This window comes from Vibrio sp. 2096 (assembly GCF_033339595.1).
Classification (GTDB): domain Bacteria; phylum Pseudomonadota; class Gammaproteobacteria; order Enterobacterales; family Vibrionaceae; genus Vibrio; species Vibrio alginolyticus.
Genome location: NZ_JAWOUX010000001.1, coordinates 1 through 24,859, shown reverse-complemented (window position 1 = coordinate 24,859; position 24,859 = coordinate 1). Strand labels below are relative to the sequence as shown.

Annotated in this window: 25 protein-coding genes, 1 rRNA gene and 1 riboswitch; of the genes, 11 read left to right on the top strand and 15 right to left on the bottom strand. The window is 47.4% G+C overall.

Going from position 1 to position 24,859, the window contains the following annotated elements:
- Positions 1 to 114: 114 nt before the first annotated feature.
- Both R7Q41_RS00130 and R7Q41_RS00125 read left to right on the top strand, forming a co-directional pair.
- Complete coding sequence (locus tag R7Q41_RS00130) at positions 115 to 1,467, top strand: GntP family permease (RefSeq protein WP_318144290.1); 1,353 nt, start codon at positions 115 to 117, stop codon at positions 1,465 to 1,467.
- Positions 1,468 to 1,483: 16 nt separating this feature from the next.
- Positions 1,484 to 2,620: a glycerate kinase gene (locus tag R7Q41_RS00125; RefSeq protein ID WP_017634361.1), complete on the top strand. Its 1,137-nt coding sequence runs from the start codon at positions 1,484 to 1,486 to the stop codon at positions 2,618 to 2,620.
- Between the two features lie 95 nt (positions 2,621 to 2,715).
- Here R7Q41_RS00125 and R7Q41_RS00120 read toward each other — a convergent pair whose 3' ends face one another.
- Entirely contained in the window at positions 2,716 to 4,152 is a 1,437-nt protein-coding gene (locus R7Q41_RS00120) for a PLP-dependent aminotransferase family protein (RefSeq protein WP_171345574.1), read from the bottom strand.
- Between the two features lie 92 nt (positions 4,153 to 4,244).
- On the opposite strand from R7Q41_RS00120, the gene R7Q41_RS00115 reads away from it, so the two are divergent.
- The 3 genes from R7Q41_RS00115 (at position 4,245) to R7Q41_RS00105 (ending at position 6,242) form a co-directional block, all read left to right on the top strand.
- The gene (locus tag R7Q41_RS00115; RefSeq protein ID WP_017634359.1) at positions 4,245 to 5,144 is read left to right on the top strand and encodes a DMT family transporter; all 900 of its coding nucleotides are present in this window, start codon (positions 4,245 to 4,247) and stop codon (positions 5,142 to 5,144) included.
- A gap of 66 nt (positions 5,145 to 5,210) precedes the next feature.
- Entirely contained in the window at positions 5,211 to 5,498 is a 288-nt protein-coding gene (locus R7Q41_RS00110) for a hypothetical protein (RefSeq protein WP_005374318.1), read from the top strand.
- A gap of 153 nt (positions 5,499 to 5,651) precedes the next feature.
- Positions 5,652 to 6,242: a type II secretion system protein gene (locus tag R7Q41_RS00105; RefSeq protein WP_258487773.1), complete on the top strand. Its 591-nt coding sequence runs from the start codon at positions 5,652 to 5,654 to the stop codon at positions 6,240 to 6,242.
- A gap of 37 nt (positions 6,243 to 6,279) precedes the next feature.
- Here the strand turns inward: R7Q41_RS00105 and R7Q41_RS00100 are convergent, their stop codons facing one another.
- The 5 genes from R7Q41_RS00100 to R7Q41_RS00080 all read right to left on the bottom strand — a co-directional run bounded on the left by R7Q41_RS00100 (position 6,280) and on the right by R7Q41_RS00080 (position 9,156).
- Positions 6,280 to 6,807: a GNAT family N-acetyltransferase gene (locus R7Q41_RS00100; RefSeq protein ID WP_053308054.1), complete on the bottom strand. Its 528-nt coding sequence runs from the start codon at positions 6,805 to 6,807 to the stop codon at positions 6,280 to 6,282.
- A 33-nt stretch (positions 6,808 to 6,840) separates the two neighbouring features.
- Positions 6,841 to 7,308 (bottom strand): HAD family hydrolase, encoded by a 468-nt coding sequence (locus R7Q41_RS00095; protein ID WP_005374312.1) that lies wholly within the window; start codon positions 7,306 to 7,308, stop codon positions 6,841 to 6,843.
- 119 nt (positions 7,309 to 7,427) lie between these two features.
- Complete coding sequence (locus R7Q41_RS00090; RefSeq protein WP_258658542.1) at positions 7,428 to 7,898, bottom strand: GNAT family N-acetyltransferase; 471 nt, start codon at positions 7,896 to 7,898, stop codon at positions 7,428 to 7,430.
- Position 7,899: 1 nt separating this feature from the next.
- Positions 7,900 to 8,631, bottom strand: a complete 732-nt coding sequence (locus R7Q41_RS00085) for a glucose 1-dehydrogenase (RefSeq protein ID WP_017821007.1) — start codon at positions 8,629 to 8,631, stop codon at positions 7,900 to 7,902.
- Positions 8,632 to 8,640: 9 nt separating this feature from the next.
- Positions 8,641 to 9,156, bottom strand: a complete 516-nt coding sequence (locus tag R7Q41_RS00080; RefSeq protein WP_005374306.1) for a GNAT family N-acetyltransferase — start codon at positions 9,154 to 9,156, stop codon at positions 8,641 to 8,643.
- Between the two features lie 270 nt (positions 9,157 to 9,426).
- Between R7Q41_RS00080 and R7Q41_RS00075 the strand changes: the two genes are divergently transcribed.
- On the top strand, positions 9,427 to 10,521 hold the full coding sequence (locus R7Q41_RS00075) for a NapC/NirT family cytochrome c (RefSeq protein WP_005374302.1): 1,095 nt from the start codon (positions 9,427 to 9,429) through the stop codon (positions 10,519 to 10,521).
- 22 nt (positions 10,522 to 10,543) lie between these two features.
- Positions 10,544 to 12,991: a trimethylamine-N-oxide reductase 2 gene (locus tag R7Q41_RS00070; protein WP_318108490.1), complete on the top strand. Its 2,448-nt coding sequence runs from the start codon at positions 10,544 to 10,546 to the stop codon at positions 12,989 to 12,991.
- A gap of 69 nt (positions 12,992 to 13,060) precedes the next feature.
- Here the strand turns inward: R7Q41_RS00070 and R7Q41_RS00065 are convergent, their stop codons facing one another.
- From R7Q41_RS00065 to thiD, 8 genes are all read right to left on the bottom strand, one after another.
- Complete coding sequence (locus R7Q41_RS00065; RefSeq protein WP_025633465.1) at positions 13,061 to 13,786, bottom strand: phosphatase PAP2 family protein; 726 nt, start codon at positions 13,784 to 13,786, stop codon at positions 13,061 to 13,063.
- Between the two features lie 182 nt (positions 13,787 to 13,968).
- Positions 13,969 to 14,583 (bottom strand): thiamine phosphate synthase, encoded by a 615-nt coding sequence (thiE, locus tag R7Q41_RS00060; protein ID WP_253657617.1) that lies wholly within the window; start codon positions 14,581 to 14,583, stop codon positions 13,969 to 13,971.
- 60 nt (positions 14,584 to 14,643) lie between these two features.
- Positions 14,644 to 15,435, bottom strand: coding sequence for a hydroxyethylthiazole kinase (gene thiM / locus R7Q41_RS00055; protein WP_151515186.1), 792 nt, complete (start codon positions 15,433 to 15,435; stop codon positions 14,644 to 14,646).
- A gap of 12 nt (positions 15,436 to 15,447) precedes the next feature.
- Complete coding sequence (gene tenA / locus R7Q41_RS00050; protein WP_053304011.1) at positions 15,448 to 16,116, bottom strand: thiaminase II; 669 nt, start codon at positions 16,114 to 16,116, stop codon at positions 15,448 to 15,450.
- Between the two features lie 54 nt (positions 16,117 to 16,170).
- Complete coding sequence (locus R7Q41_RS00045) at positions 16,171 to 17,121, bottom strand: ABC transporter substrate-binding protein (RefSeq protein WP_005374293.1); 951 nt, start codon at positions 17,119 to 17,121, stop codon at positions 16,171 to 16,173.
- A gap of 47 nt (positions 17,122 to 17,168) precedes the next feature.
- Entirely contained in the window at positions 17,169 to 17,969 is an 801-nt protein-coding gene (locus tag R7Q41_RS00040; protein WP_009706843.1) for an ABC transporter permease, read from the bottom strand.
- Positions 17,962 to 18,717, bottom strand: coding sequence for an ABC transporter ATP-binding protein (locus R7Q41_RS00035; protein ID WP_033907185.1), 756 nt, complete (start codon positions 18,715 to 18,717; stop codon positions 17,962 to 17,964). The genes R7Q41_RS00040 and R7Q41_RS00035 overlap by 8 nt, the downstream gene beginning before the upstream one ends.
- On the bottom strand, positions 18,707 to 19,564 hold the full coding sequence (gene thiD, locus R7Q41_RS00030) for a bifunctional hydroxymethylpyrimidine kinase/phosphomethylpyrimidine kinase (RefSeq protein ID WP_151515184.1): 858 nt from the start codon (positions 19,562 to 19,564) through the stop codon (positions 18,707 to 18,709). Before thiD ends, R7Q41_RS00035 begins: the two co-directional genes overlap by 11 nt.
- A gap of 97 nt (positions 19,565 to 19,661) precedes the next feature.
- Positions 19,662 to 19,769, bottom strand: a riboswitch (TPP riboswitch).
- A 311-nt stretch (positions 19,770 to 20,080) separates the two neighbouring features.
- Here thiD and R7Q41_RS00025 point away from each other — a divergent pair.
- Together R7Q41_RS00025 and R7Q41_RS00020 are read left to right on the top strand one after the other, a co-directional pair.
- The gene (locus tag R7Q41_RS00025) at positions 20,081 to 21,466 is read left to right on the top strand and encodes a TldD/PmbA family protein (RefSeq protein WP_206953008.1); all 1,386 of its coding nucleotides are present in this window, start codon (positions 20,081 to 20,083) and stop codon (positions 21,464 to 21,466) included.
- Positions 21,466 to 22,809, top strand: coding sequence for a TldD/PmbA family protein (locus R7Q41_RS00020; RefSeq protein ID WP_318108480.1), 1,344 nt, complete (start codon positions 21,466 to 21,468; stop codon positions 22,807 to 22,809). Before R7Q41_RS00025 ends, R7Q41_RS00020 begins: the two co-directional genes overlap by 1 nt.
- Positions 22,810 to 22,887: 78 nt before the next feature.
- Here R7Q41_RS00020 and trmY read toward each other — a convergent pair whose 3' ends face one another.
- On the bottom strand, positions 22,888 to 23,487 hold the full coding sequence (trmY, locus tag R7Q41_RS00015; protein ID WP_138940961.1) for a tRNA (pseudouridine(54)-N(1))-methyltransferase TrmY: 600 nt from the start codon (positions 23,485 to 23,487) through the stop codon (positions 22,888 to 22,890).
- 160 nt (positions 23,488 to 23,647) lie between these two features.
- Here trmY and R7Q41_RS00010 point away from each other — a divergent pair, with 160 nt between their 5' ends.
- Both R7Q41_RS00010 and R7Q41_RS00005 read left to right on the top strand, forming a co-directional pair.
- A complete protein-coding gene (locus R7Q41_RS00010; RefSeq protein WP_047102521.1) occupies positions 23,648 to 24,172 on the top strand; it encodes a DUF3087 domain-containing protein in 525 nt (174 codons plus the stop codon).
- A gap of 515 nt (positions 24,173 to 24,687) precedes the next feature.
- Positions 24,688 to 24,859, top strand: a 16S ribosomal RNA gene (locus tag R7Q41_RS00005); the annotation flags it as partial.

Genomic DNA, 24,859 nt, shown 5'->3' with positions numbered 1-24,859 from the left:
TTGTCACTCCGCCTAAAGGAATTCGAAAGCAAACGATTAATAATTCATGCGTCCCTACATGTTGAGTGAGCCAACACGGACTCGTTCAGCAAAATAAGAATAAATGGAGTTATCATGAACCTTATATTAATCCTGCTCGGGGTGATCGCATTTATTGTGCTCACGACCACCAAATTCAAATTACATCCCTTTTTAGCGCTGATCATCGCGGCGTTCCTTGCGGCATTTGCTTACGGCTTACCGGCAGATAGCATTGCCAAAACCATTGCTTCTGGCTTTGGCGGCATCCTTGGTTACATTGGTTTGGTTATCGTTTTAGGTACCATCATCGGTGTTATTTTGGAAAAAAGTGGTGCAGCGATCACTATGGCCGATACGGTCATCAAAGTGTTGGGTGAGCGTTTCCCAACATTGACCATGAGTATCATCGGTTACATCGTTTCTGTTCCGGTATTTTGTGATTCAGGCTTTGTCATTCTGAACTCGCTCAAAGAATCACTCGCGAAGCGTTTAAAAACTTCAAGCGTTGCGATGAGTGTGGCGTTGGCAACTGGCCTATACGCAACGCACACGTTTGTGCCGCCAACTCCTGGACCGATTGCCGCTGCGGGTAACTTAGGCCTGGAATCTAACCTTGGTTTAGTGATTGGTGTGGGTGTGTTTGTTGCAGCGGTTGCGGCGTTAGCGGGGATGTTGTGGGCGAACCGATTCCAACATGTTGAACCAGATGGCATTGAAGCCGCAGAAGAAATTCAGCAAGACTGGCAAGCACTCAAAGCGTCTTACGGCAAATTGCCAACGGCGAGCCAAGCATTCGCTCCTATTTTTGTTCCAATCTTATTGATCTGTTTTGGCTCTATCGCGAAATTCCCAAGCCTACCGCTGGGCGAAGGTTTTGTGTTTGATGTTCTGACTTCCTTAGGACAGCCACTAACGGCATTGGTGATTGGCCTGTTCCTTTCTGTTCGCCTACTCAAGTCAGACAACAAGATTGAAGAATTTGGCGAGCGAATCAGCCAAGGTATTACGGCTGCTGCGCCTATTCTTTTGATTACCGGTGCTGGTGGCGCATTTGGCGCGGTATTAAAAGCCACGCCGCTAGGTGAATACTTAGGTACGACGCTATCGGCGCTGGGCGTGGGTATTTTCATGCCATTTATCGTTGCGGCTGCGCTAAAGTCGGCGCAAGGTTCATCAACGGTTGCATTGGTGACCACATCGGCTTTGGTTGCGCCTATGCTTACGCAATTGGGGCTCGATTCAGAAATGGGCCGCGTATTAACGGTGATGGCGATCGGTGCTGGTGCGATGACGGTTTCTCATGCAAACGACAGTTTCTTCTGGGTAGTTTCGCAGTTTAGCCGCATGTCGGTGGGCTTAGCGTACCGCGCGCAAACCATGGCTACGCTCGTTCAAGGTGTCACGGCAATGGCATTGGTGTACATTTTGAGCCTCGTTCTCTTATAAGTCTCTGGAAATACGTATGAAAGTGGTAATTGCACCTGATTCATTTAAAGAAAGCTTAACCGCCAAACAAGTGAGCGAGGCGATCAAAACGGGTCTTGCTCGCGTATGGCATGATGCTGAGTTTGTTACGGTTCCGGTCGCAGACGGTGGCGAAGGCACGGTTCAATCTTTGATAGATGCAACTCAAGGCGAACAAGTCTTCACAACAGTGACTGCGCCATTAGGGAATGATGTTGAAGCGTTTTATGGCATCCTCGGCGACGGCGAAACTGCGGTTATTGAAATGGCGGAGGCCAGTGGGCTACACCTTGTGCCGAGTGACGCTCGCGACCCAAAACTGACCAGTAGCATTGGTACCGGACAGCTGATCAAACACGCGCTAGACAGAGGCATTCAACGTTTAATCATTGGTTTGGGCGGCAGCGCTACCAATGATGGTGGCGTGGGCATGTTGACCGCGTTGGGGGTGGCGTTTCTTGATGACTCTGGTCATGCAATTACCCCAAATGGAGGCGGGTTAGCGGCGCTTGCGTCCATCGATATTTCTGGTCTTGACCCTCGTTTAGCAACTTGCGAAGTGTTGGTAGCGTGCGATGTTGATAACCCACTCTGTGGTGACAAAGGCGCGTCGGCTATCTTTGGCCCTCAAAAGGGAGCGACCGTATCAGACGTCACTCAGCTCGATAACGCATTGCGCAAGTTTGGCGAGTTGACGGAACAAGCGACGGGTAAGCATGTACTGACTCGTGAAGGGGCGGGTGCTGCTGGTGGTATGGGCGCGGCCTTGCTCGGGTACACGCCAGCACGTTTGCAACCAGGAATTGAGATTGTGCTTGAAACGGTCAAACTTGCTCAGCATGTTGAGGATGCGGATATCGTATTTACAGGCGAGGGTCGAATCGATCATCAAACCGCACATGGCAAAACGCCGATGGGCGTTGCTCAGGTGGCCAAGCAGTGTAATTTACCAGTCATTGCATTAGCAGGCTGTGTGGGCGACAACTATCAGGCGGTTTATGAGTGCGGTATTGATGCGGTGTTTGCTTGTGTACCAAGGGCGATGAGCTTACCTGAGGCCATGAAAGAGGCCGACGTCAACGTTGCTAATTTAGCCGAAAACGTCGCGAGAATGTGGCAAATTAAGTCGCACTGAAAGCGATGACGATATGAAAAACTCCACCTTTGCGTGGAGTTTTTTGTTGTTACCTGTTTGCGTGTGTCGGCATAAGTTCATTTAGTAAGAGCGAGTTAACAGGCATGCTTTGCTATCAATTTTGCCAGTGTTTGCATCGCGTGACTCCAATCGGTTTCATGACCAAAGTTTGCCACGCTGAGGCGTACGCAATGCCGATATTGCCCTTGAGTGCCAAATACGGTGCCGGGAAGTAGGCTGATTCTGTGCTTATTGCATGCTTGATACAACGCATAGCTGTCCGTGTCTTCGGGCAGTCGCAACCAAAGCAAGAACGAACCTTGCACGGCGTTGATCTGGTATCGATTTTTTAGAGGTTCGTATTCATCCAAGTATTGATGAAGCATCTGGATAAATCGGCGCATGTTGTTTTGATAAACCCGACCCATTCGCGCAGTATGCGTTCGATACTTGCCTGACGTTAGAAACGTTGCCACGGCGGATTGCATCAGGTTCAAACTGCCCATGTTCTCACACAGTAGATATTGCTCAATCTGATCTCGATATCGCCCCGCCAACATCCAACCAATTCTCAAACGCGAATCGAGCGTTTTGGATAACGAATTCACGTAAATTACGCGTTGCTTGTCATCGAGCAATCTCAAGCTTGGTAACGGCTTGTCATAGCTTAACCCGCCAAACACATCGTCTTCGATAATAGGAATATTGCCAGATGCCAAGAGCAATCGCTGGCGCTTTTCTAGCGGCATCATGGCACCAGTTGGATTGGTGAAGTTTGGCGTTACGATGATCGCTTTTATGTCCCATGTCGCCATTGCTTTTGCTAAGGCTTCGGGGCACATACCGTCGCGTGGGCAACTCGGAATTTCCACCACTTTGAGGCCGAGTGATTCTAGCATCAATAAGTTGCCAAAATAGCAAGGGGACTCCACCGCGACGATATCGCCTTTTTGTGTCGTTGCGCGCAGCGCTAGGCTAATGGCTTGTTGCGCGCCGTGCGTCACCATGATCTCATCCAACTTGGCTGGCGTGCCCAAATCTTGTGTGATTTTCGCCAGTTGTTTGATTAAGAGGTGATCACCGGGTGGTAATTGGTAATGGCTCGGTACATGCGTTTGCTGGCGGCTGTGGCGGCCGATCTCGGCGTACAAGCTTTTGATCGCGGGGGAGTCAATGTTTGGGTGGGCAGAACCGGTAGGCAAACGCTCTTGGTATTCAGGATAAGTAAGGATTTCTTTGCAGATCGAGAGCAAATCCACACGAGTCGGATCCGGAATTGAGCGAGAGGTCGGCAAGGCGATTTTAACTCGATAACCCGATTTGGGAACCGAGTACACCAAGTTTTGCGCTTCCAACTCTTGATACGCACGAATCACGGTGTTTTTGCTGACGCTTAATTCTTGGCTCAACGAGCGAATGGAGGGCAGTCGATCATCCGCCTGATAAACGCCATCATTAATGGCTTGTTTGAGGTGTTTTTCCACCACGAGGTACTTATTCCCTTCACCGCTTCCCAATAAATCTGTACCCATAAAAACACTTCCATCTGTCACTTTTTGAAAACACTGTACCTAATTACATTAGCAGTATCTCAAAACATAAAACAAGCGTGAGTGAGGCGATCATGTTAATCCGAGCCATCCCTTTTGTATTTGTCATCCTTTGGGCTTCTGGATTCGTTGGTGCGCGTTTTGGTTTGCAATATGCCGAGCCAGCGACACTACTTTCTATCCGTATGGCATTCAATGTCTTATTGTTTTTGGTTCTTGTGGCGGTATTGCGTAGAAGGTTGCCGACAGGAAAAGATTTTTGGCACAGCTGTGTGGTTGGTGCATTGATCCACGGTTTCTATCTGGGCGGTACTTATTTCGCTATCGCCTTGGGTATGCCTGCTGGGTTGAGTTCGTTGCTGGTGGGTATTCAACCGATTTTAACCGCGGCTTTGCTGGTGGCGTTTGTTCGTGAGGAATTTAAACCCTCGCAATGGTTGGGTTTGGCTCTTGGTTTTGTCGGTATTGCTATGGTGTTGATGGGCAAAATGGAGTGGCAATCCGAGCAGCATAAAGTGTTGGCCATTGGTTTGTGTTTATTGGCTTTGGTTGGTATCACGCTAGGGACGCTGTATCAGAAAAAACATTGCCAACAAGTGGATATGGTGGGTGGTGCGACGGTGCAATATTTGGCCGCGCTCGTCATGTTTCTGCCCGTTGCGATGCAGTTTGAAACCATGCAAGTGCAGTGGGAACTGGAGTTTATTTTGACTGTGTTGTGGTTGGTCGTCGTGCTCTCTTGTGTAGCTATTCTACTGCTGCTGTACATGGTTAAGAACGGTGCTGCATCGAGCGTAGCTTCTGTATTCTACCTGGTGCCGCCAACGACGGCGATTCAGGCTTGGCTCGCGTTTGGAGAGTCATTTGATTGGATGGGGATTTCTGGTTTCGTACTGGCAGCTACGGCGGTGTATTTGGTGGTTAAAAAGCCGGATCTGACGATAAAGAAATCGATTCAAACAGAATATACCTAAATTGGGTAGGGACATTTGCGTATCAGTGGGTACAATCTGCTTCATCTTAATCCGTGGAGCAGAATGATGAAGGTAAAGCCAGATCGAATGACCGCCATGCGTAGCATCATAGAGCAAGTAAAAGCGGAACTACCAATTTATGAACCAGAAACGTTTGTATGTGGACCAGAAGGGCAGTGCATTGGCTGTCCGAAGAAATTGTTGGAAATGGTCGATTCAGAAGTCACTTATTGGGAGTCAGCCATGGAGCGCGGCATTGTTCCGCAGTTCGATGAGATTCGTCGTTTTGGCAAAATGTGCACGAATGTTCGTCGTGGTCTGGTGCGAAATAATGTGCCTTTACTCAGTAACTAGAGAGTAAAAACCGTCTAATATCTGACACATAGCGTCGTTTTGTTACACTGCTCTTTGGGTGCTGTTCTCAAGTTTGCGTGGTGTTTGTCTCTTCTTACCCTTTGGGCCTTTAATCGTAAAAAATTGGCGATATATTGGCTCGGTCTCACATGGATGTGGGGCTATTGTCTTGGGCTAGTTGAGATAAGAAACGTGAAATCAAAGGGATTTACGCTGATGGAAATCACCATAGTGCTTACCACTTTGGCTTTCATCGCATTAGCTGCTTTACCAGTACTACTCGATATTCATCGCCAAGCATACGCTGCGATGCTGCACAGTTCTCAGTCTTCTTTGGGTACGGCTCTCAAATTCTTTCATGCTCAATCAGTGATTGATAACGCTTACGCCCAAGAGCACGTTCACTACATTGACCGACATGTCAAAACACGCAAAGGCATGCCAGAAGCGAGTGCCGATAGTATTCGAGCTTTGTTAGAAATCGATCTACCAGCCAGAGGTTATTCGAAAATTGACGTGCCGTGCAAAGGCAGTGATTTTTGCATCATCGGTCTGCAGCACCCAAACAGTGCTCATTTTGTCGCTATTCCTGATTATCAGTTCTTAGATAAATCGGGTGTTGATCGCGTTGTGTACATTTGGCCGCAAGGTTACACACTGGCAGAAGAAGCATGCTATTTCTATTACGTGAATCAAGCCTCTAACGATTCAATTGTTCGAGGGCATGTGACGCAAGGGTGTTAACCCCGAATAAGTGTTGCGAACAACGGTTATCGTGACTCTACAAATCGGGTTTTTTCGAACGGCTTTGCGCTTTATACAATACCATTTTTTGACTCATCAAGACTTTACCATTTGGCAAGGTCACTTCCCCAAGTTCCCCCTGATGTTCAAATCCAAACCGTTCATACAAAGCAATCGCTGGTGTGTTGGTTGTGTATACGTAGAGTGCGATTTGGTCGTAACCAAATTCCCAACCACGTGCGATCGCGACTGCCAATAGTTTCCGCCCCAATCCTTTGCCTCGGTAGTTTTTGTCGATGTGAATACCAAGAATACCGACGCGAAGGCGTTGCCCTCTTTCGTAACCGCACATCTCAGCTGGGTAGATTTCAACACTACCGATAAGTTTTTGGCGGTCAAACGCGACAAACTGAGGGATGGACTCGTTTTCCACACGTTGCAGGATTCTGCGAAGCGTTGCGTTATCGGGTGCCGGAGAAATCAAAAATTCCCCTTCGGAGTACACTCGATTCCACAGCGCGGTGAAGCGCGCGATATCGCTCACCTTGATGGATCTGATTTGCATTCATCTTCCTTGATTAGTGCAGGTTAGTAACGGTTAGGGGATAAGCTCAGATAAACAACGAATTTGGTTAGGAATGGCTTCGGCTGGTGCATCAGCGCCCGTTGGGTTAAACCAAATTGTGTTTACGCCCGCTTTCATCGCAGGGTAAATATCTTTGTGAGGTAAATCGCCAACCATGGTTATTCCACTCACGTTAACCCCTAACTGTTTTGCGATGGCGAGATAAAACTCAGGTTGGTTTTTAGCGATGCCGAGGTTGGCAAAACAAAAATAGCCATTTAAGTATTGGTCTAAGTCGACGCGAACAAATGCACGCTGAACCTCTTCCATGTTGGAATCAGATGCACTGGTCGCAATGTAGATGGGATGATTTTGGGAAAGTATTGCCAGTGTTTCTCTGGCTTGAGGAACTGCTTCTACGTGTTCCCAATCGCACATTTTTCCTTGTGCGTGAGGGAAATCTACCATCAAGGTGTTCCCCCAATCGAAAAGATAAATCATGTTCGAATCTCCTTATCCGCACATCATATCGTCTTTTTCTAAAATCAGGGGGGTAAATTGCATTGATAAATGCGATTTAGGTGGGTTTAGTCGTGAAAAGCGCTTAATTGTCGTTATCGTTACAAATGTTTCAGCATAATGCGTGAGTTAGTTTTAAAACCTTGATTATCGTAAAAGCGCTGTGCTGGCTGATTGAATTCCATCACTTCCAATCGAATTTGTGTGGCATTGGCATCGCGCGCCCATTGCTCACAGGCTTGGAGCAGTTGGCGGCCGATTCCTTGCTGCTTTTGCGCTTCATCGACAACAATTGTTCCCACGCGACAAATTGGGTCTTTGATCAGAAAACTGACGGTGTCGTTTTGGGTGATCATCGCGGTTAAGAAGCCGAGAATTTGCTGTTCGCGTTCGGCAATCAAAAAGAGTCGCTCTTTGTTCTCTAGTGCTTGTGCAAGAAATTCACGGTCAGCTTCTGAAGGCGCAACAAAGGCTTCTGGCGCATTTGCAAAATGCAGTGAATTAATTTGAAAATTAAGCTGAAAAATTTCGTCTAAATCATCGGGAGTTGCTTGTCGGATATGGACTTGCATTCTATCTGCCCCCTGCAATATCGATAAATGATCCCGTGACATAAGAGGCTTCGTCACTTAATAGCCAAGCGATCGCATTTGCCACTTCTTCTACCGTGCCACCGCGTTTAAGAGGAATTTGAGGGCTGAGTCTATCTACTCGGTTTGGTTCTCCGCCGTCGGCATGCATATCAGTGTAAATGAAACCAGGTCGAACGCCATTGACGCGAATATTGCGCTCTGCCAACTCTAGCGAGAGCCCTTTAGTTAAGGTATCCATCGCGCCTTTTGATGTGGCGTAATCGACATACTCAAATGGCGCGCCTGAGCGCGACGCTCCAGAGGAGACATTCACAATTGCACCGCCTGCACTGAATCGCCTCGCCGCTTCTCGACAGCAGAGGAAACAGCTATTCACATTGGTGTTCATTACTTTCTGAAAGCGTTCCAAGCTGATTTCAGACAAAGGCGATTGAGTAAATAGGATGCCAACGTTGTTGACCAAGTGCGTCACTGCACCAAATTCACGTTCTGTTTCATCAAACAAGGAGAGCACTTGCTTCTCATCGGCTACGTCTGCGGCGATGGCAATCGCTTTTCCACCGTTTGCTTGTATTTCTGCCACAACTTGGTCGGCGGCCTCTTGCTGAGTGCGGTAATTAACGCAAACGCGATAGCCTTGCTCGGCCAGCTTTTTTGCCGCTGCGGCTCCAATGCCTCGGCTTGCGCCGGTAATGATGACTACTTTATTCAAAATACGTCCTTATTTATGTAGTGAGTAGATTTTATCGGCGTAGGGTTTGCCACCAATTTGGTATGCGTCTGGAATGACCTCAATGAGTTCGAAACCACATTTTATCAGGACACGCTCTGATGCAATATTGCCTTCAGTGACCGTCGCGGAAAAGTGGTTGATGTTATGTGTCGAGGTTGCCCAGTATAGAAGCGCTTGAAGAGTTTCTGTTCCAAACTGTTGGCCATGAAATTCCGGCAAAAGTAAGTAACCTACCTCTGCCTTACCGTTTTCAATAGCAAAGCCAGTGATGCCGATGGGTTGTTCAGATTGCTTATCGAGTATTACAAGGCAAAGCCAATGCTGGCAATTTGGGGTCCATGGTAATAATCGCGAAGCAAATTTTTCTCTTATTTCTGTTTCGCTGGGACGATCGAAACAGAGCGCAATAACCTCTTGTTCGGAAAGTAATCGTTGAAAGAGTTCCCAGTCACTGGCTTTGATGGGTCTTAATTGGCTTCTGTGCGTCTCGATGTAAACTGACATGCGTGTCCTTACTGCATCAATGTGGAGATTCAGTCTCTCATCCTCTTATCTGTTTAATCAAATAGTTGCATTCATAAAAGTGATTTATGTGGTGAATAGTTGGCTGGGTAATGGATTATTGCCATATATTCATCTTTGAGATGCAAATAACAAAATTTCATACTTGAGGCATACAGAGCAACACGGAAATGATGTGGATCAAGAGAGGACTACCCATAAAGTAGTAATTTGCGACCTATAATTACATTTTATTTGGAAGTGTTGCTAATTATGTCAATAAAAAAACGATATGTTGCACTGCTGGTTGCTGCCGGCATTGGTGTGGGCTGGTTAACTTTGGGGGGGAGTGCGGCAGTAATGCATTACACCTCAGATACTGAATTTTGTCTCTCGTGCCACTCTATGGAAACCCCTTACAAAGAGTACCAAGGCTCAGTGCACTTCAGTAATGCGAAAGGCATTCGCGCGGAATGTTCTGACTGTCATATTCCTCAAGAACCAATGGATTACCTGATCACCAAAATTCGCGCGTCGAAAGACATCTACCATGAATTTGTGACAGGTAAGATCGATACGCCAGAGAAATATGAAGCACATCGTAAAGATATGGCTGAAACGGTATGGGCTCAGTTCCGTGAAAATGATTCAGCGACGTGTCGTTCGTGTCATGATTTCGATGCAATGGAAGAGTTTGAGCAATCACGTGATGCGGCGAAGATGCACGCTTACGCGAAAGCAAACGATCAAACGTGTATCGATTGTCATAAAGGTGTGGCGCACTTTGCACCAGAAGCAGAGCTAGACAGCAAGGCATTTGAAACGTTGATGAGCTTCACCACAAAAACATCACCTAATGCCAAGGTTGTTTACCCTGTGACTGAAATCGCAATGGGTGAGATGGGTAAAATTAACCCAACGACGAAGTTGGAAGTAATCAGCTCTGAAGGCGACAACCGCACTGTTAAGTTGAACGCATTCCAAATGAAAGGCGCAGAGCAAGTGCTTTACATGGGAGAAGGTCAACGTGCCATCGTTGCAACGCTAACAGAGCAAGGCCAACAAGCGCTTGAAACTGGTGAATTTGAGGCAGATGTTTACGGCAACGAATGGCGCGCGGTTTCTCTAACTGGCGCTATTGATTCTCCAGTTGTTGACACGCTTGAACCAGTATGGTCATACGCAGAAGAGTTGGACAACGTTTACTGTGCAACTTGTCACGCGAAAATTCCTTCAAATCACTTCACAGTGAATGCATGGGGACCGGTAGCGAAAAGTATGGGTGATCGAACTGATATTTCAGCCGAGAACCTAGAAATTCTAACCAAGTTCTTCCAGCACCACGCGAAAGATGTGGTTGGTCACTAACGATAAATAGAAGGATAAGATTATGACTAATATGACCCGTCGCGGATTTCTAAAAGGCACTGGTATGGCGGCTGGTGCAATGGCATTCACTTCATTTGCACCTATGTCTGTTGCTTCTTCTAATGCTCGCGGCAAAGGCATTCTAACGGCGGGCCGCATGGGCCCAATGCTGTGTGAAGTGCAAGACGGTAAGCTGGTTTCAACCACGAACGCATTGCCACAAACGGTACCAAACAGCCTACAAAGCACCGGTCCTGACCAAGTGCACACTAAAGCGCGTGTTAAGTACCCAATGGTTCGCAAAGGTTACTTGGCAAACCCATCGTCGCCAGAAGGTGTGCGCGGTAGTGATGAGTTTGTGCGTGTGTCTTGGGATGAGGCTTACAAGCTGATCCACGAACAGCACATGCGAATTCGCAAAGAATATGGCCCGGCTTCTGTGTTTGCTGGTTCTTACGGCTGGCGTTCAAGTGGCGTGCTGCACAAAGCACAAACCTTGCTGCAACGTTACATGAGCATGGCGGGCGGTTATTCAGGCCACTTGGGTGACTACTCAACGGGTGCTGCGCAGATCATCATGCCGCACGTTGTGGGCTCTATCGAAGTGTACGAGCAACAAACCACGTACCCAGTGGTACTAGAGCACAGTGATGTGGTTGTGCTTTGGGGCTTAAACCCAATCAACACCCTAAAAATCGCGTGGAGCTCAACAGACTGTGCTGGTCTTGAATTCTTCCATCAATTGAAAAAATCAGGCAAGACGATCATTGCGATTGACCCAATTCGTTCTGAAACCATCGAGTTCTTTGGCGAGAATGCGGAGTGGATTGCTCCTCACCCAATGACCGACGTGGCAATGATGATGGGTATCGCACACACCTTAGTGAAACAAGGTAAGCACGATAAAGCCTTCCTCGATAAATACACCGCAGGTTACGACAAGTTTGAAGCGTACCTGATGGGCGAAGAAGACGGCGTAGAAAAATCAGCAGAATGGGCATCACAAATCTGTGGCGTACCTGCGAAGCAACTTGAGCTACTGGCTGATATCTTCAGTAAAAACCGCACCATGCTGATGGCTGGTTGGGGCATGCAGCGCCAACAATACGGTGAGCAGCGTCACTGGATGCTGGTTACACTGGCAACAATGTTGGGTCAAATCGGTTTACCGGGCGGTGGTTTTGGTTTCTCTTACCACTACTCAAACGGTGGTAACCCTGCTCGTGATGCTGGCGTACTTCCTGCGATTTCGGCATCGCTGGGTGGCGGCTCTTCTGCGGGGAACGACTGGGCAGTGTCTGGCGCGGTGCAAAGCTTCCCTGTGGCGCGTATCGTCGAGGCGTTGGAAAACCCAGGTCAATCCTACCATCACAACGGTCATGAACTGACGTTCCCGAACATTAAGATGATTTGGTGGGCTGGCGGTGCGAACTTTACTCACCACCAAGACACCAACCGCTTGATTAAAGCGTGGCAAAAGCCTGAGCTGATCGTAATTTCAGAGCCTTACTGGACGGCGGCTGCGAAGCATGCGGATATCGTTCTGCCAATCACCACATCGTTCGAGCGTAACGACTTAACGATGACGGGTGACTACAGTAACCAACACTTGGTGCCAATGAAGCAAGTGGTTGAGCCGCAAGGTGAAGCGCGTAATGACTTCGACGTATTCGCGGACATGGCAGAGATGCTAGCACCGGGTGGCCGTGACGTATACACTGAAGGTAAAACCGAAATGGAATGGCTGTACGGCTTCTATAAGGCGGCGCAACAAGGTGGCCGTGGCTCTCGCATTGCAATGCCGAACTTCAGCAAGTTCTGGGAAGATAACCAACTGATCGAGATGAAGTGGAACGAGAAGAACGCACAGTTTGTTCGTTACGCGGATTTCCGTGAAGACCCGATCATGAACCCACTAGGTACGCCAAGTGGTAAGATTGAAATCTTCTCGAAAACCATTGAAGGTTACCAGTTGGAAGACTGTCCTCCACACCCTACGTGGATGGCACCAACCGAGTACACCGGCAATGCAAAAGATGGCGAGTTGCAGCTAATGACCGCGCACGCAGCGCATCGTCTACACAGCCAGTTTAACTACGCGAAGATTCGCGAAGAGTACGCAATTGCAAACCGTGAACCTATTTGGATTCACCCTGAAGATGCGAAAGCGCGTGGTATTAAAACGGGCGATCTAGTTCGTGCGTTTAACAATCGTGGCCAAGTATTGGTTGGCGCAGAAGTCACTGACCGAATCAAGCAAGGTTCAGTATGTATTCATGAAGGCGGTTGGCCGGATTTGGATCCGAAAACCGGCATTTGTAAGAATGGCGGTTGTAACGTGTTAACGTTGGATATTCCGACCTCTCGACTTGCAAACGGCTGTGCGGCGAACTCGGCACTGGTTCGTATTGAAAAATACACTGGCCCAGAATTAGAACTAACAGCGTTTGAACCACCAAAAAATGGCTAGAAAAAAGTAGCGCTTGAAAGCAAGAAGCCAGCGAATCGCTGGCTTCTTTTTTTCTAGTAATCGTTCACATTAGCGTGAAGCAAGAGAAACAAACGGCATCTGTTTCTTAATCTGAAATGTCGGGAGTAAAGTAAATACAATCGCGACAAACAAGACCGAACCTATCAAATCTTCAGGGCGATGCATGCCCAGCCATAAGCGGCTATATGCGACGCTCATTCCCCACATCCATAATGACAGTGCAGAGATATAGCACTTGTTCTGTAAGAACAGCCCACCAAAGAAAGCCAAACAAATCGAAACGAAAATCGTATGGCCCGACGGGAAAGAATAGTCTTTCTCGCCTTGCCAATGGCGTGTCCGCCAATCACTGACGTGTTCAGAAATCTGGTTAATTACGTTGGCTTGTTGCTTTCTATCTAACTGATAAAACGTTTCTGGTGTTTCAATTAATTGTTCTGCTGCGAGCAATTCCGTGTATGGGCGCGGGCTTTCTGTCATCAGTTTTAGCCCCGTTTTGCTGGCAAAGCCAATCACGAGTAACAGCCCTAACATTGAGAGTTTTTGCATCCACTCAATGCGACTTGGTTTAAAGCGAAATAAAGAAAGCAGTAGCAGTGTTAACGTAATTAAAAAGCCTTTGCTGCCAGCAGAATCAGTGAGCAAAGTAAAAGTAATACCCAGACTTTCAGACACCTGTGAAGTGAGATTGTGATAAGAGCCAAACAGCGACATTGGGATGATGCCAAGAACAAACAAGGCGAGCGTCATCAATCCATATTTTTTGGTTTTCATTGAGAGCGTTTTGTTTTTATTGAGGGTTATTCAACCACGTTAAAATAAGGGGCTTATCTTACGTTATCTGGCGTGAAAAACTTATCAACGCTTTGTCAATTTGACGAGAGAATGAAGGTTGAGTGATGAATTGATGACATTTATCCGGAGGGTAAAGGCGCTCATCCTTAAGCGTTGGGGTCTTAATCCATCAGAGAAAGTAAGTATTCTGCTGCTTTGGTTGGGTTTTCTGCATGACAAATGGCAGAAACCAAAGCCAAACCGTGTACACCTGTCGCACTCAGGGCAGGAATGTTGGTTTCGTTAATGCCGCCAATGGCAACAATCGGCAGTGAAGTCGTCTCTAACGCCATTTTCAAACCATCAATACCCCAATGTTTTTTGGTGTTGGTTTTGGTCGGCGTCGCGAAGATGGCACTCAAGCCGATGTAATCAATGGGCAGAGACCCCGCCTCTGCCAACTGCTCTTCAGTCTCAATCGATAAGCCGAGAATCTTGTTTGGGCCAATCAATTGACGAGCGATCTCTGCTGGCATGTCTGACTGCCCGAGGTGAACACCATCGGCATCGACGGCAAGGGCAACATCAACACGATCATTGATGATTAACGGGACGCCAGTGCCTTCAAGGATCGTCTTCACGGCTTGAGCTCGTTCAATAAATGCACGAACGTCACCATGTTTTTCGCGCACCTGTACCATGGTGACCCCACCTTTCACGGCTTTTCTCACAACACGCTTTAGTGTGGCTAAATCTTGTTGGTCGTCGGTGACCAAATATAAACGATAGGCGTTCATTGTGTTTCCTTTGGGCCTCTCCTAGATGGAATGAGAGGCCGGTATTTATTAGAGCAAAGCTTAGCTCACTTGCAGCTTTAAGCGTTTTGCCAGCGTTTCTTCATCCAACTGGTAAAGCTCATCCAACAGGTTCATTTGCAGGCTACCTGGGCCGCGAGCTTGTTCCGCTGCAATCTCGCCAACAACGCCCAGTACCGCCGCTGCAGCAAGGCCGGTATCATCACCAACAGCAGCGAAAGCACCCGTCAGTGCCGTTAGTGTACAGCCCATTCCGGTTACGTAAGGCATCATCTCGTGACCATTATTCAACTGGACGGTTTGCTCTTTCGTGACGATGTAATCAGTCTCGCCAGAAATCACTACACTTGCACCATACTCTGCGACTAAGAAGTTGGCTGCGCCAAGTGCTGCGTCGCTGCTGTCTAACGCATCAACGCCTTTGCTTTGTGCTTGCTCGCCAGCGAGAGCGATGATTTCTGAAGCGTTACCACGAATGATCAACTTGTCTGCAAGGCGTGCGATTTCACGTGATGTCTCTGTACGTAGTGAGCTTGCTCCGCAACCGACAGGGTCGAGTACAACGATTTTACCATTGGCATTGGCTTGCTCTACGGCATAGCTCATACGTGGTGTCCAAACGCTGTCTAGGGTACCAATGTTGATAACCAGTGAACCCGCGAACGACATCATCTCTGCCATTTCCTGCTTGGAGTGCGCCATGATTGGAGAAGCGCCGATCGCTAATAGTGCGTTTGCTGTGTTATTCATCACCACGTAGTTAGTGATGTTGACGACTAATGGCTTTTGCTGGCGTACTGCGGTTAATGCTTGGGTGATTTGTTCAATTAACATGAGACTCTCCGATTAATCTTGCTGAGCGTTTAGACCTTGTTGCCAGAATGCCACTTCCATACGCGTTGCAGTTTTGAATACCTGAATCAGGTTTTGACCACGCTGACTATTGATATCGATTTCCGCCAATAACTGATTAAAGTGTTCTGCACCTTTTGCGACACCAGATTGGAATTCCTCACCACCGTAGAGGTTGATCCAACTTGCGTATGGGTTACCTTCGAGCACAGTGCTTTCGTCTTCAATCAGCATCTTACCGATTACGGCATAACCGATAGAGCATGGTGCTAGTGCCGCGTATAGATCAACAAGATCGCCCGTCATGCCAGCATCTAATACGTAACGGGTGTAAGCCACAGTGCCGAAATCTTCTGGCTCGTTTTCTAAGTCGGATTCTGTCAGTCCCCATTGCTCACAGTAAGTCACGTGGTGGGCGATTTCAGAATCGAGCAATGCGTGTACGCTTGGTAGGGCACGGCGCATGTCATCCAAAGTACGTGCTTTGTAGATCGCTAATGCGTAAGCTCGTGCGTACTGCTTTAGGAAAAGAAAATCCTGCTTTAGGTAATGCAGAAAACAAGGCTGAGCCAGAGTGCCTTGCGCCAATTGCTGCACGAAAGCATGCTCAGTGTATTCTTGCCAATCTTGGCGGCAAGCGTCGATCAAATCTTGGTATTTCATTATGAGTATCTCGTTATCAAAAGACCCTAGGCTTAGATCCTAAGGTCAGTAGAATTAGTCAAAGCTCGGTACGTAATCTTTCGCTTTTGGCAGTGTTTCGATGATGTTTTGTGAATACATGAACTGCGCATAATCATCGTAGCGTTTCAGATCTACTGCGGATGGACGAAGAGCGAAACGAGTTAGCGTGTCGTTCCAAGCGCGTTGGTTAAGCTCGTTGTTGAGCGTGTCTGGTGAATAAGCCACGAACTCTTTCCACGACTCTTTTGGATGGTTAACGATGTAAGTGGTCGCTTGCTCTAGTGCTTTGTTGAATGCCTTGATGGCTTCTTTGTCGTAGTTTTTTGCATTGGCTACGAAGACTAACTCGTCATACGCTGGCACGCCGTGTTCTTCAGGGAAGAAGGCCTTAGCTTTATAACCTTCTAGTGCCAGTTGGTTGGTTTCGAAGTTACGTAGACCGCCCCAAATCGCATCCACCTTGCCAGACGCAAGAGACGAAGACAGCGCCCAACCTACGTTGATGATTTGTACGTCAGAAAACTTCACGTTCTCTTGAGCTAGCATGGTGCCGATTGTCGCTTCTTCGTTGCCTGCGATCGCAATACCGATCTTCTTGCCTTTCAAGTCGCCAAGGTTTTCATTCTTACCGTTATCCAGCACCATCAACGTGTTGAGTGGCGTAGCAATCAAAGTCGCAGAGCGGATTAGTGGCAAACCCGCCGCGACATCGATAGTTAGGCTTGGTTGGTAAGAAATCGCCATGTCGACTTTACCCGCCGCGACCAACTTAGGTGGCGTGCTTGGATCTGCCGGCTCTTGAATGTTGACCTTCAAACCTTGTTCTTTGAAGTAACCACGCTCTTTGGCAATCACGATAGGACCATGATTTGGGTTGACGAACCAATCCAACATCAGTGTCATCTCTTTTTCTGCTGCAAGCACATTGGTTGATACCACTGAAGCGAGTAGAGCAGCAGCGCTCATAAGTTTGTTTTTATTCACGGGGTTCTTCCTTTTCTTTCCCAATTTTCTTTGGTTATTTTCTGTAATTATTTGCTTTCCCAAGGGATGGCTTTTTTCAATAATTTATCGGTGATGAAGTAGAGTGAGATAGACAGCACGGCTAGGATAAACAGCGCCGCAAACATCTCATCAATGATCATGCGAGCATTAGCTTGGAGCATCAGATAACCCAAGCCTTCACTTGAACCTACCCACTCACCGACCACTGCTCCAATCGGCGCAATAACGACGGCAACACGAATGCCTGAGGCTAAAGTTGGTAGGGCGGCTGGCAATTGAATATGACGAAGTAACTGCCATTTAGACGCGCCCATGGTCTTGGCAAGGTCGAGGTAACCTGTTGGTGTATTACGTAAGCCGTCGTAGCAACATGTGGTGACGGGGAAAAAGATGATGATCGCCGCCATGACGACTTTCGATGCAATGCCGTAACCCAGCCAAAGCATGAGTACTGGCGCGATGGCGAACACAGGGATCGCTTGGCTAGCAATCAGAATGGGCAGTAACCAACGCTTCAGCGGTTCGAACATCAGCATTTGCAATGCGAACAGCAAACCCATTGATAATCCAAGCGCCAAACCAAGTAAAATCTCTTGCGCGGTAACCCAAGTATGTTTGAGCAAGACATCGTAACGAGTGACCAATCTATCCAGCACTTCAATTGGTGAAGGTAAGATGAAGCTTGGCATGTCGAATACCACAACAACCAACTGCCACAATCCCAAGATCACCGCTGTGCTAATGACCAAGCGCAGAGCCGGATGGGTCACGCGTTCTTTTTTACTAATGCGTGCCGAAACGGAGTTGTACTGAGTCATATCACTCATAGTCTTTCTCCAGTTGATCCAAAATCGCTTGTTGTAACGCCGCGCACTCTCCATCGAGAACTCGGGGCGGCTTGGAGTCTGGAACGACCAAGTGCTGAGCTTGCGCAGGTGTGCCTTGCAACACATAGAGTTGGTGAGCTAATCGCACCGCTTCTTGTGGGTCGTGGGTAATCAGAACAACCGTCTTATCTTTCAGCAATTCGGCAGACAAGGTTTGCAACTTATGACGAGTAACCGCGTCCAGTGCAGAGAAAGGCTCATCCATCAGAACTAGAGGCTTGTCTTGCATCAGAGTGCGAGCAAGGGCAACACGTTGTCTCATGCCGCCAGAGAGCTGAGCTGGCTTAGCATCCGCGTAATCGGCGAGTCCCACTTGGCTTAGTAAAGTCAGTGCACGTTGTCTATTTTGCTCTGGTGCTTGCACTTGAGAAAATCGAGAACTGAGGCAGACGTTGTCTAACACATTCAACCACGGTAGCAATAAATCCTGCTGAGCCATGTAAGCGATACGGTCATGCAGTGCAGCGCCATCCGTTGTGATGAGTTCGCCATGCCAGTCAACTTGGTCATCCAGTAGGCCAGCTAAGTAACGCAATATTGTGGTTTTCCCGCAGCCACTGCGACCAAGTAACACTGTCCATTGATTAGCAGGAATAGTCATACTCAACCCTGCTAGCGTTGGTGTTTGGCTGTCTTTGTATCGCAGACTAGCATCGGAAAGCTGAATGCCAATCGCGTTAGCGAACATAAGTATGACCCGCAAAAAAGTGGTTCACAGGGCCATGGCCTTTACCTACATCCAATTCATCAGCGTGTGCGATAGCTTGGCTGATGTACTGCTTACCCAGGTGCACCGCTTTGTGTAGGTTGTTGCCTTGGCCAAGATAAGACGCAATGGCGGAAGAAAGTGTACAGCCTGTGCCATGAGTGTTTTTGGTTGGAAATCGCTTGGCGCTAATTAACTCGGCACTGTCTTGCATGATAAGCAGATCGTTGCTGTTTTCATTTTCTTCAAGGTGACCGCCTTTGAGCAGAATAGCTTTGGCGCCAAGCGCACGAAGGTCGGTAATCATATCGTTCATTTCAGATTCTGATTGAGGCATTGGCTTACCCGTCAATGCTGCGCCTTCGGGTAGGTTAGGGGTAATGATGTCTGCGAGCGGAATCAATTCTTCTTTTAAAGTGCGGATTGCCGACTGTTCCAGTAATAGATCGCCGCTGGTGGCCACCATTACAGGGTCAATCACGAGGTGTTTTGGCTGGTATTGTTTAATTTTGTCTGCAACGACTTTGATGATGTTGGAATCTGCCAGCATGCCCACTTTGACTGCAACGATGTTGAGGTCGGTAAATACTGCATCAAGTTGGCTCTCTACATGGTCGAGAGGAATGGGGAAAATCGCAGAAACGCCTTGGGTATTTTGCGAAGTAATCGCCGTGATTACCGAGCAAGCAAAACTGCCGGTTGCGGACATCGCTTTGATGTCGGCTTGAATACCTGCACCGCCACCACTGTCTGAGCCCGCGATGGTCAATACGATAGGGGTAGGCAAGGCTGGCGTGTGATGTGAATGAGGTTGTGATTGCTGCGTCATGGTCGCTCCTACTACAAGACGTATAGGAACTGACTTTGACCGTTGCAGATAGATCGATTTTTCGATCGCTATCGCTTACCTAAGAGGGGCGACGAAAGGCAAAGTGTGCATAGTTCCCTACGTCAGTGCTAACTGAATCAGGTTCAACGGGTCTCGAATTTCGATCTCAGCCAACACTTGTCGTGTGGCCCCCCGACTATTTCGTTCGGATGATAGCAGGACCATTGCGGAAGGGATACGTTTTTTGAGCGTAATTATAATGAGTATTCAATTATGCGAGGTGAGTGATAAAGTAAGCACCTAAATGGTTTGCTGGGTGGAATTTACTAGTGCAACGCTCTGGTGAATGAGCAGAACCTGGAATATTTAATAAATAATCGTGGTCTCGTTAAGCAAGGATTAGCACAAAACAAGGTTAAAAAACTGTTAAAATTTAACGTGTTGCCAATTTAACTTTGTTGAACTTTTTCACAGTTAATTAGGAAGGCTAAGACGATCATCGAGCAAGGAGACTTCATGCTTAATTCTGTAACAGCGAAGTCAGTGATCGATCATGCTCTCTTTTTGGGGGCTGATTTCGCTGAACTATTCGTTGAACATCACCAAACCAACACTGTCCAGATCGCATCTGGTGAAGTGGATAAGGTTAACTCGGGTATCGATTTTGGTATCGGTATTCGTCTTTTTTTCGGTCATAAGGTGCTTTACGGTTACACCAACAGCACAGATGAAGCCGAACTAAAGCGCGTAACCTCGCTGCTTGCTGCAAAAGACAAGCGTGAGCAAATCGCGTCAGCGGGTTCTTTGAATTTGAACCGCTACCCAATCCAACATGGTTGCCGCATGCCGCTAAGTAAGGATGCTAACCTAGATTCAAAAATCGCGTTTCTATTGAAAGTTGACCAAGCCGCACGTGCTGAGAGTGAGCATATCAGCCAGTTTATTGGCAGCGTTCTTCAGCGCGAGCAACAAGTGTCTATCTTCAACTCAGAAGGTCTACACGTTGACGATACTCGCCACTACATTCGTGTTGCTGGTAACACTGTCGCGCAAAAAGGTAATGAGCAGTCTTCTGGTATGGAAGGTCCTGGCGCTCTTGCTGGTTGGGAATTCAGTGAACAGCTTGATGCCAAAGAGCTAGGTCAAACTATCGCGCAGCAAGCGTTAGTAAAACTTGGCGCGGATGCTTGTCCATCGGGTGAAATGCCGGTGGTGATTGGTAACGGCTTTGGCGGCGTTATCTTCCATGAAGCATGTGGTCACTTGCTAGAAACCACTTCAGTTGCGAAGAAAGCATCAGTATTCCACGACAAGATGGGCGAAATGGTTGCTCACACCGCAGTGAATGCAGTCGATGATGGCACCATGACCAACGAATGGGGCTCGATTCACATTGATGATGAAGGTATGAAGACTCAGCGCACTCAACTGATCAAAGACGGTAAGCTAACCAGCTTCATGGTCGATAAAATGGGTGGCATGAAGACAGGTTATGAGCCTACGGGTTCTGGTCGTCGTCAAAACTACAAGTTCGCACCAACCTCGCGCATGCGTAACACCTTTATCGAAGAGGGCGAGCATTCACTTAATGACATGCTGGCAGGCATCGAACGTGGTATCTATGCGAAGAAGATGGGCGGTGGCTCTGTTCAACCGGGTACGGGGGAGTTTAACTTTGCTGTTCGTGAAGCCTACCTCATTGAAAATGGCAAAATCACCAAGCCTCTGAAAACAGCAACGCTGATCAGCACGGGTCCAAAAGTGTTGAAAGAAATCAGCATGGTCGGCAAAGACATGGCGCTTGCGCCGGGCATGTGTGGTTCCGTGAGTGGTTCAGTACCAACAACTGTCGGTCAGCCAACGCTGAAAGTAGATAACATTCTGGTAGGAGGCGGTAACTAATGAGCCAAGAACAACAACTTCTTAATGCGGTTGATTACGTCCTATCAGAAGCAAAACGCCAAGGTGCAGAAGCGGACGTCATTGTAAACCGTAACAGTAGCTTTTCTTTGAAAGCGAACCAAGGAAAGCTGGATGAGTACAAAGTAAGCTCAAGCCAAGTTCTGGGTGTTCGTGTTGTGAAAGATGCGCGTGTTGCAACAAGCTATTCTGAGTCGTTAGAGCAACCAAGCTTGGATTTGATGCTGACCAACGCACTGCAAAGCGCTCGCTTTTCCAAGCAAGATGAACATCAGACGATTAGTTGCGTGAACAGTCAAATCGCGACTGATGTTGCTGAGATTGCGCAAGAAGATACAACTTCTGTTGACGAAAAAATCGAACTGTCTCTCGCTCTTGAGCAAGGCGTAGTGGCTCTGCCTCACGCCTCTAGCGCACCTTACAATGGTTACAGCGATGGCGAAACACAACTGATCATTGCCAATACTCAAGGCACATTGTGTCAACACTTCGAGCGCTCGTTCACTTGTTATGCGTATACCTTGTTTGAAAAAGACGGCAAACAGTCAATGGCGGGTAGAATGTCACTGGGTCGCCGTTTTGATGAGTTGAATCCAGCTTACTGTATCGAGGGTGGCTACAACCTTGCTCGCGATCTTCTTGAAGGCGCACCGGTTGCGACGGGTAACTACCCTGCTATCTTCCACATCAATGCGCTAGCAAGTTTATTCGGTGCTTTCGGCAGTGCTTTCTCTGGCGTAAGCGCGATGAAAGGCATTACGCCACTGGGTGACAAGCTTGGTCAACGTGTTGCGAGTGATTTGATTACCTTTACTGATACGGCTTACATGCCAAATGGTATGGCAATCGCGAGTTTTGATAGTGAAGGCTTCGCTACTCAAAACAATGTGATGATTGCTAATGGTGAGTTGAAAACCTTGCTACACAACAGCCAGACCGCAAGTTACTTGGGCGCAGTCTCGACAGCAAGTGCCGCTCACGGTGCAAAATCGAGCCTAGACGTATCAGCGAATCACAAAGTGATTGCGACAGGTAACAGCAGTGCGTCAGAAGTAAAAGCGGGTGAGTACCTAGAGTTAGTCGAACTTCAAGGTGTCCATTCTGGTGCGGATGCAGTGAGTGGTGATTTCTCATTTGGTGCGAGTGGCTTCTTGTGCCGTGATGGTGAGCGCGTTCAACCAGTGCGTGGTATCACTGTAGCGGGTAACTTCTACAAGATGCTGCAAGAAGTTGAGGCAGTGGGTGATACTCAGCTAATTAACGATAGCCGAACTTTCTTCTCGCCAGACGTTCGTTTTGCTCGTTTGAGCATTGGTGGTAAGTAAACTTAGCATCCCTATAGAAACAAAAAAGAGGACTCAATGGAGTCCTCTTTCATTATCTAGCAACGTGTGCGCGAATAACTAGAATTCGCGAATGTCCAACTCATTGTGGATCAATACCACACACTGAGAAGCGAAAAGCATCTTAGGACCTAAGCTGATTTTCTCTGTGCCAAGGCGCTTCAAGCTGTTAAAAGACTTCTTCGGCATCGGAATATGGTCAGTTAGCAAGAAACATGGGTTTCCACCGATTTCTGCATCACGAACAAATTCGCCTTTTTTATCCAACATATATAGTTGGTGATCTTCTGCCAGTTCTTGCACTAGGCGTTCAAAACTGACGGTACGAACGGTGATACCAGGTTCGACTTCACGAAGTTGCTCTTTGCCCATACCAACCGAAGTATCCAAAGCGCGAGCAACTGCTGCAATCAAGGTTGACTCATGGAAGCCGCCAATGTTGGTGATGTCGTTGGAGCGAATAGTAATGGTGCGTGAGAAATCTTTTGTGCTTTCTAAAACCAAGTGAACAACCACATCTTCACGGTGTGATTGAGCAACGAACATCGTGTTCATCATGGTATGAGCAAGAATCTCTGTATGCGCTTCATTACCAACACCTTCTAACAGTGCTTTGCTGGTGGTTGGCGCCGCGCGAGCTCGTAAAACAAAAGAGCGCATGAATTTAGCCTCTATATAGGAAGAGTGAATGCGCGGAAGTATATACCCAAGCAGGGAAGGGATGCGAGTTTAATAGCAAATGTGAACTTACTTACAAAGCTTCGATTGTGGAGCTGGGTGTGCTGGTTAGAATAGGAGGCAACCCTGTTAGGAGTGGTATATGGAAATCAAACAGATAAATAAAGACATTTATAAAAAGAAAGTAAACCTTGTGATTGGCGGTTTTGTTGCGTTGCTCGCAATCTCCTCTCTTGCCTTTAGTACCTTGTTGATTGTTTTGTTTGGCAACACTGAAGTCGTACCAGAACAATCAACGGGCAATTTCCATTGGAATTTGATTGGTGTCGTTCTCGCAGTTGCAACTTCCCTCTCTTTATTGAATCAAATTAAAACTCGACCATACATGGAAGAAGTGCTGTACGTTTGGAAACTCAAGCAACTGCACAACAAAATCTTTCGTAAACTAAAAAGCATTAAAGCAGCCGCGAGCAATGACAATGTAAAAGCGCTCACTACGCTTAAGTTCTATTACACCACGCAACGCCAAGTGTTTGAGTTAGACAACAACACACTGACGATGAGCAGTGTAAATAAAGAATTGGAGGCTATCGAGCAAATCGAAGCGGCGCAATCACTGGATCTTGATATCACTAGCTTTAAAGAGAGCTGGGTAGACACATACTGATTGCCTATTTGTTACTTGAAGTTAACAACTGAGTGCTAAAATTAAGCGTTTGAGTGAGATTTAATCACTCGATGCTTTTTTTTAAGTTTTTTTCTAAAAAGGGGTTGCCAAGAAAAATCATCTCCCTATAATGCGCCTCCGTTGTCAGGGCAAAGCGGAAACGCAAAAGCAATTGGCAATAAGGCGAAAGAAAGCTTCTAAAAATTAATTTTAAAAAGTGTTTGACACTGAAAGTTAATTCCTTAGAATACGCCTCCGCTTCGATAGCAAAGCTTATGAAGCAAGCTCTTTAACAATATAGACCTATCAATCTGTGTGGGCACTCGTTGATGATAATCCAAATAGTTTCTTCGGAAACAATTTAGGTTTCAATGAAACGAAGTGACCATTCGAATTGGGAAGCAGCCTTGAGCTGTTTTGTTTTACTTTTTCAAAAGTAAAAACCAATAAGAGCACAGTCAATTCAAACATTACTTTATGTAATGTTCAGTATTCATTGAGCCGAACAAAATCTTAAATTGAAGAGTTTGATCATGGCTCAGATTGAACGCTGGCGGCAGGCCTAACACATGCAAGTCGAGCGGAAACGAGTTATCTGAACCTTCGGGGGACGATAACGGCGTCGAGCGGCGGACGGGTGAGTAATGCCTAGGAAATTGCCCTGATGTGGGGGATAACCATTGGAAA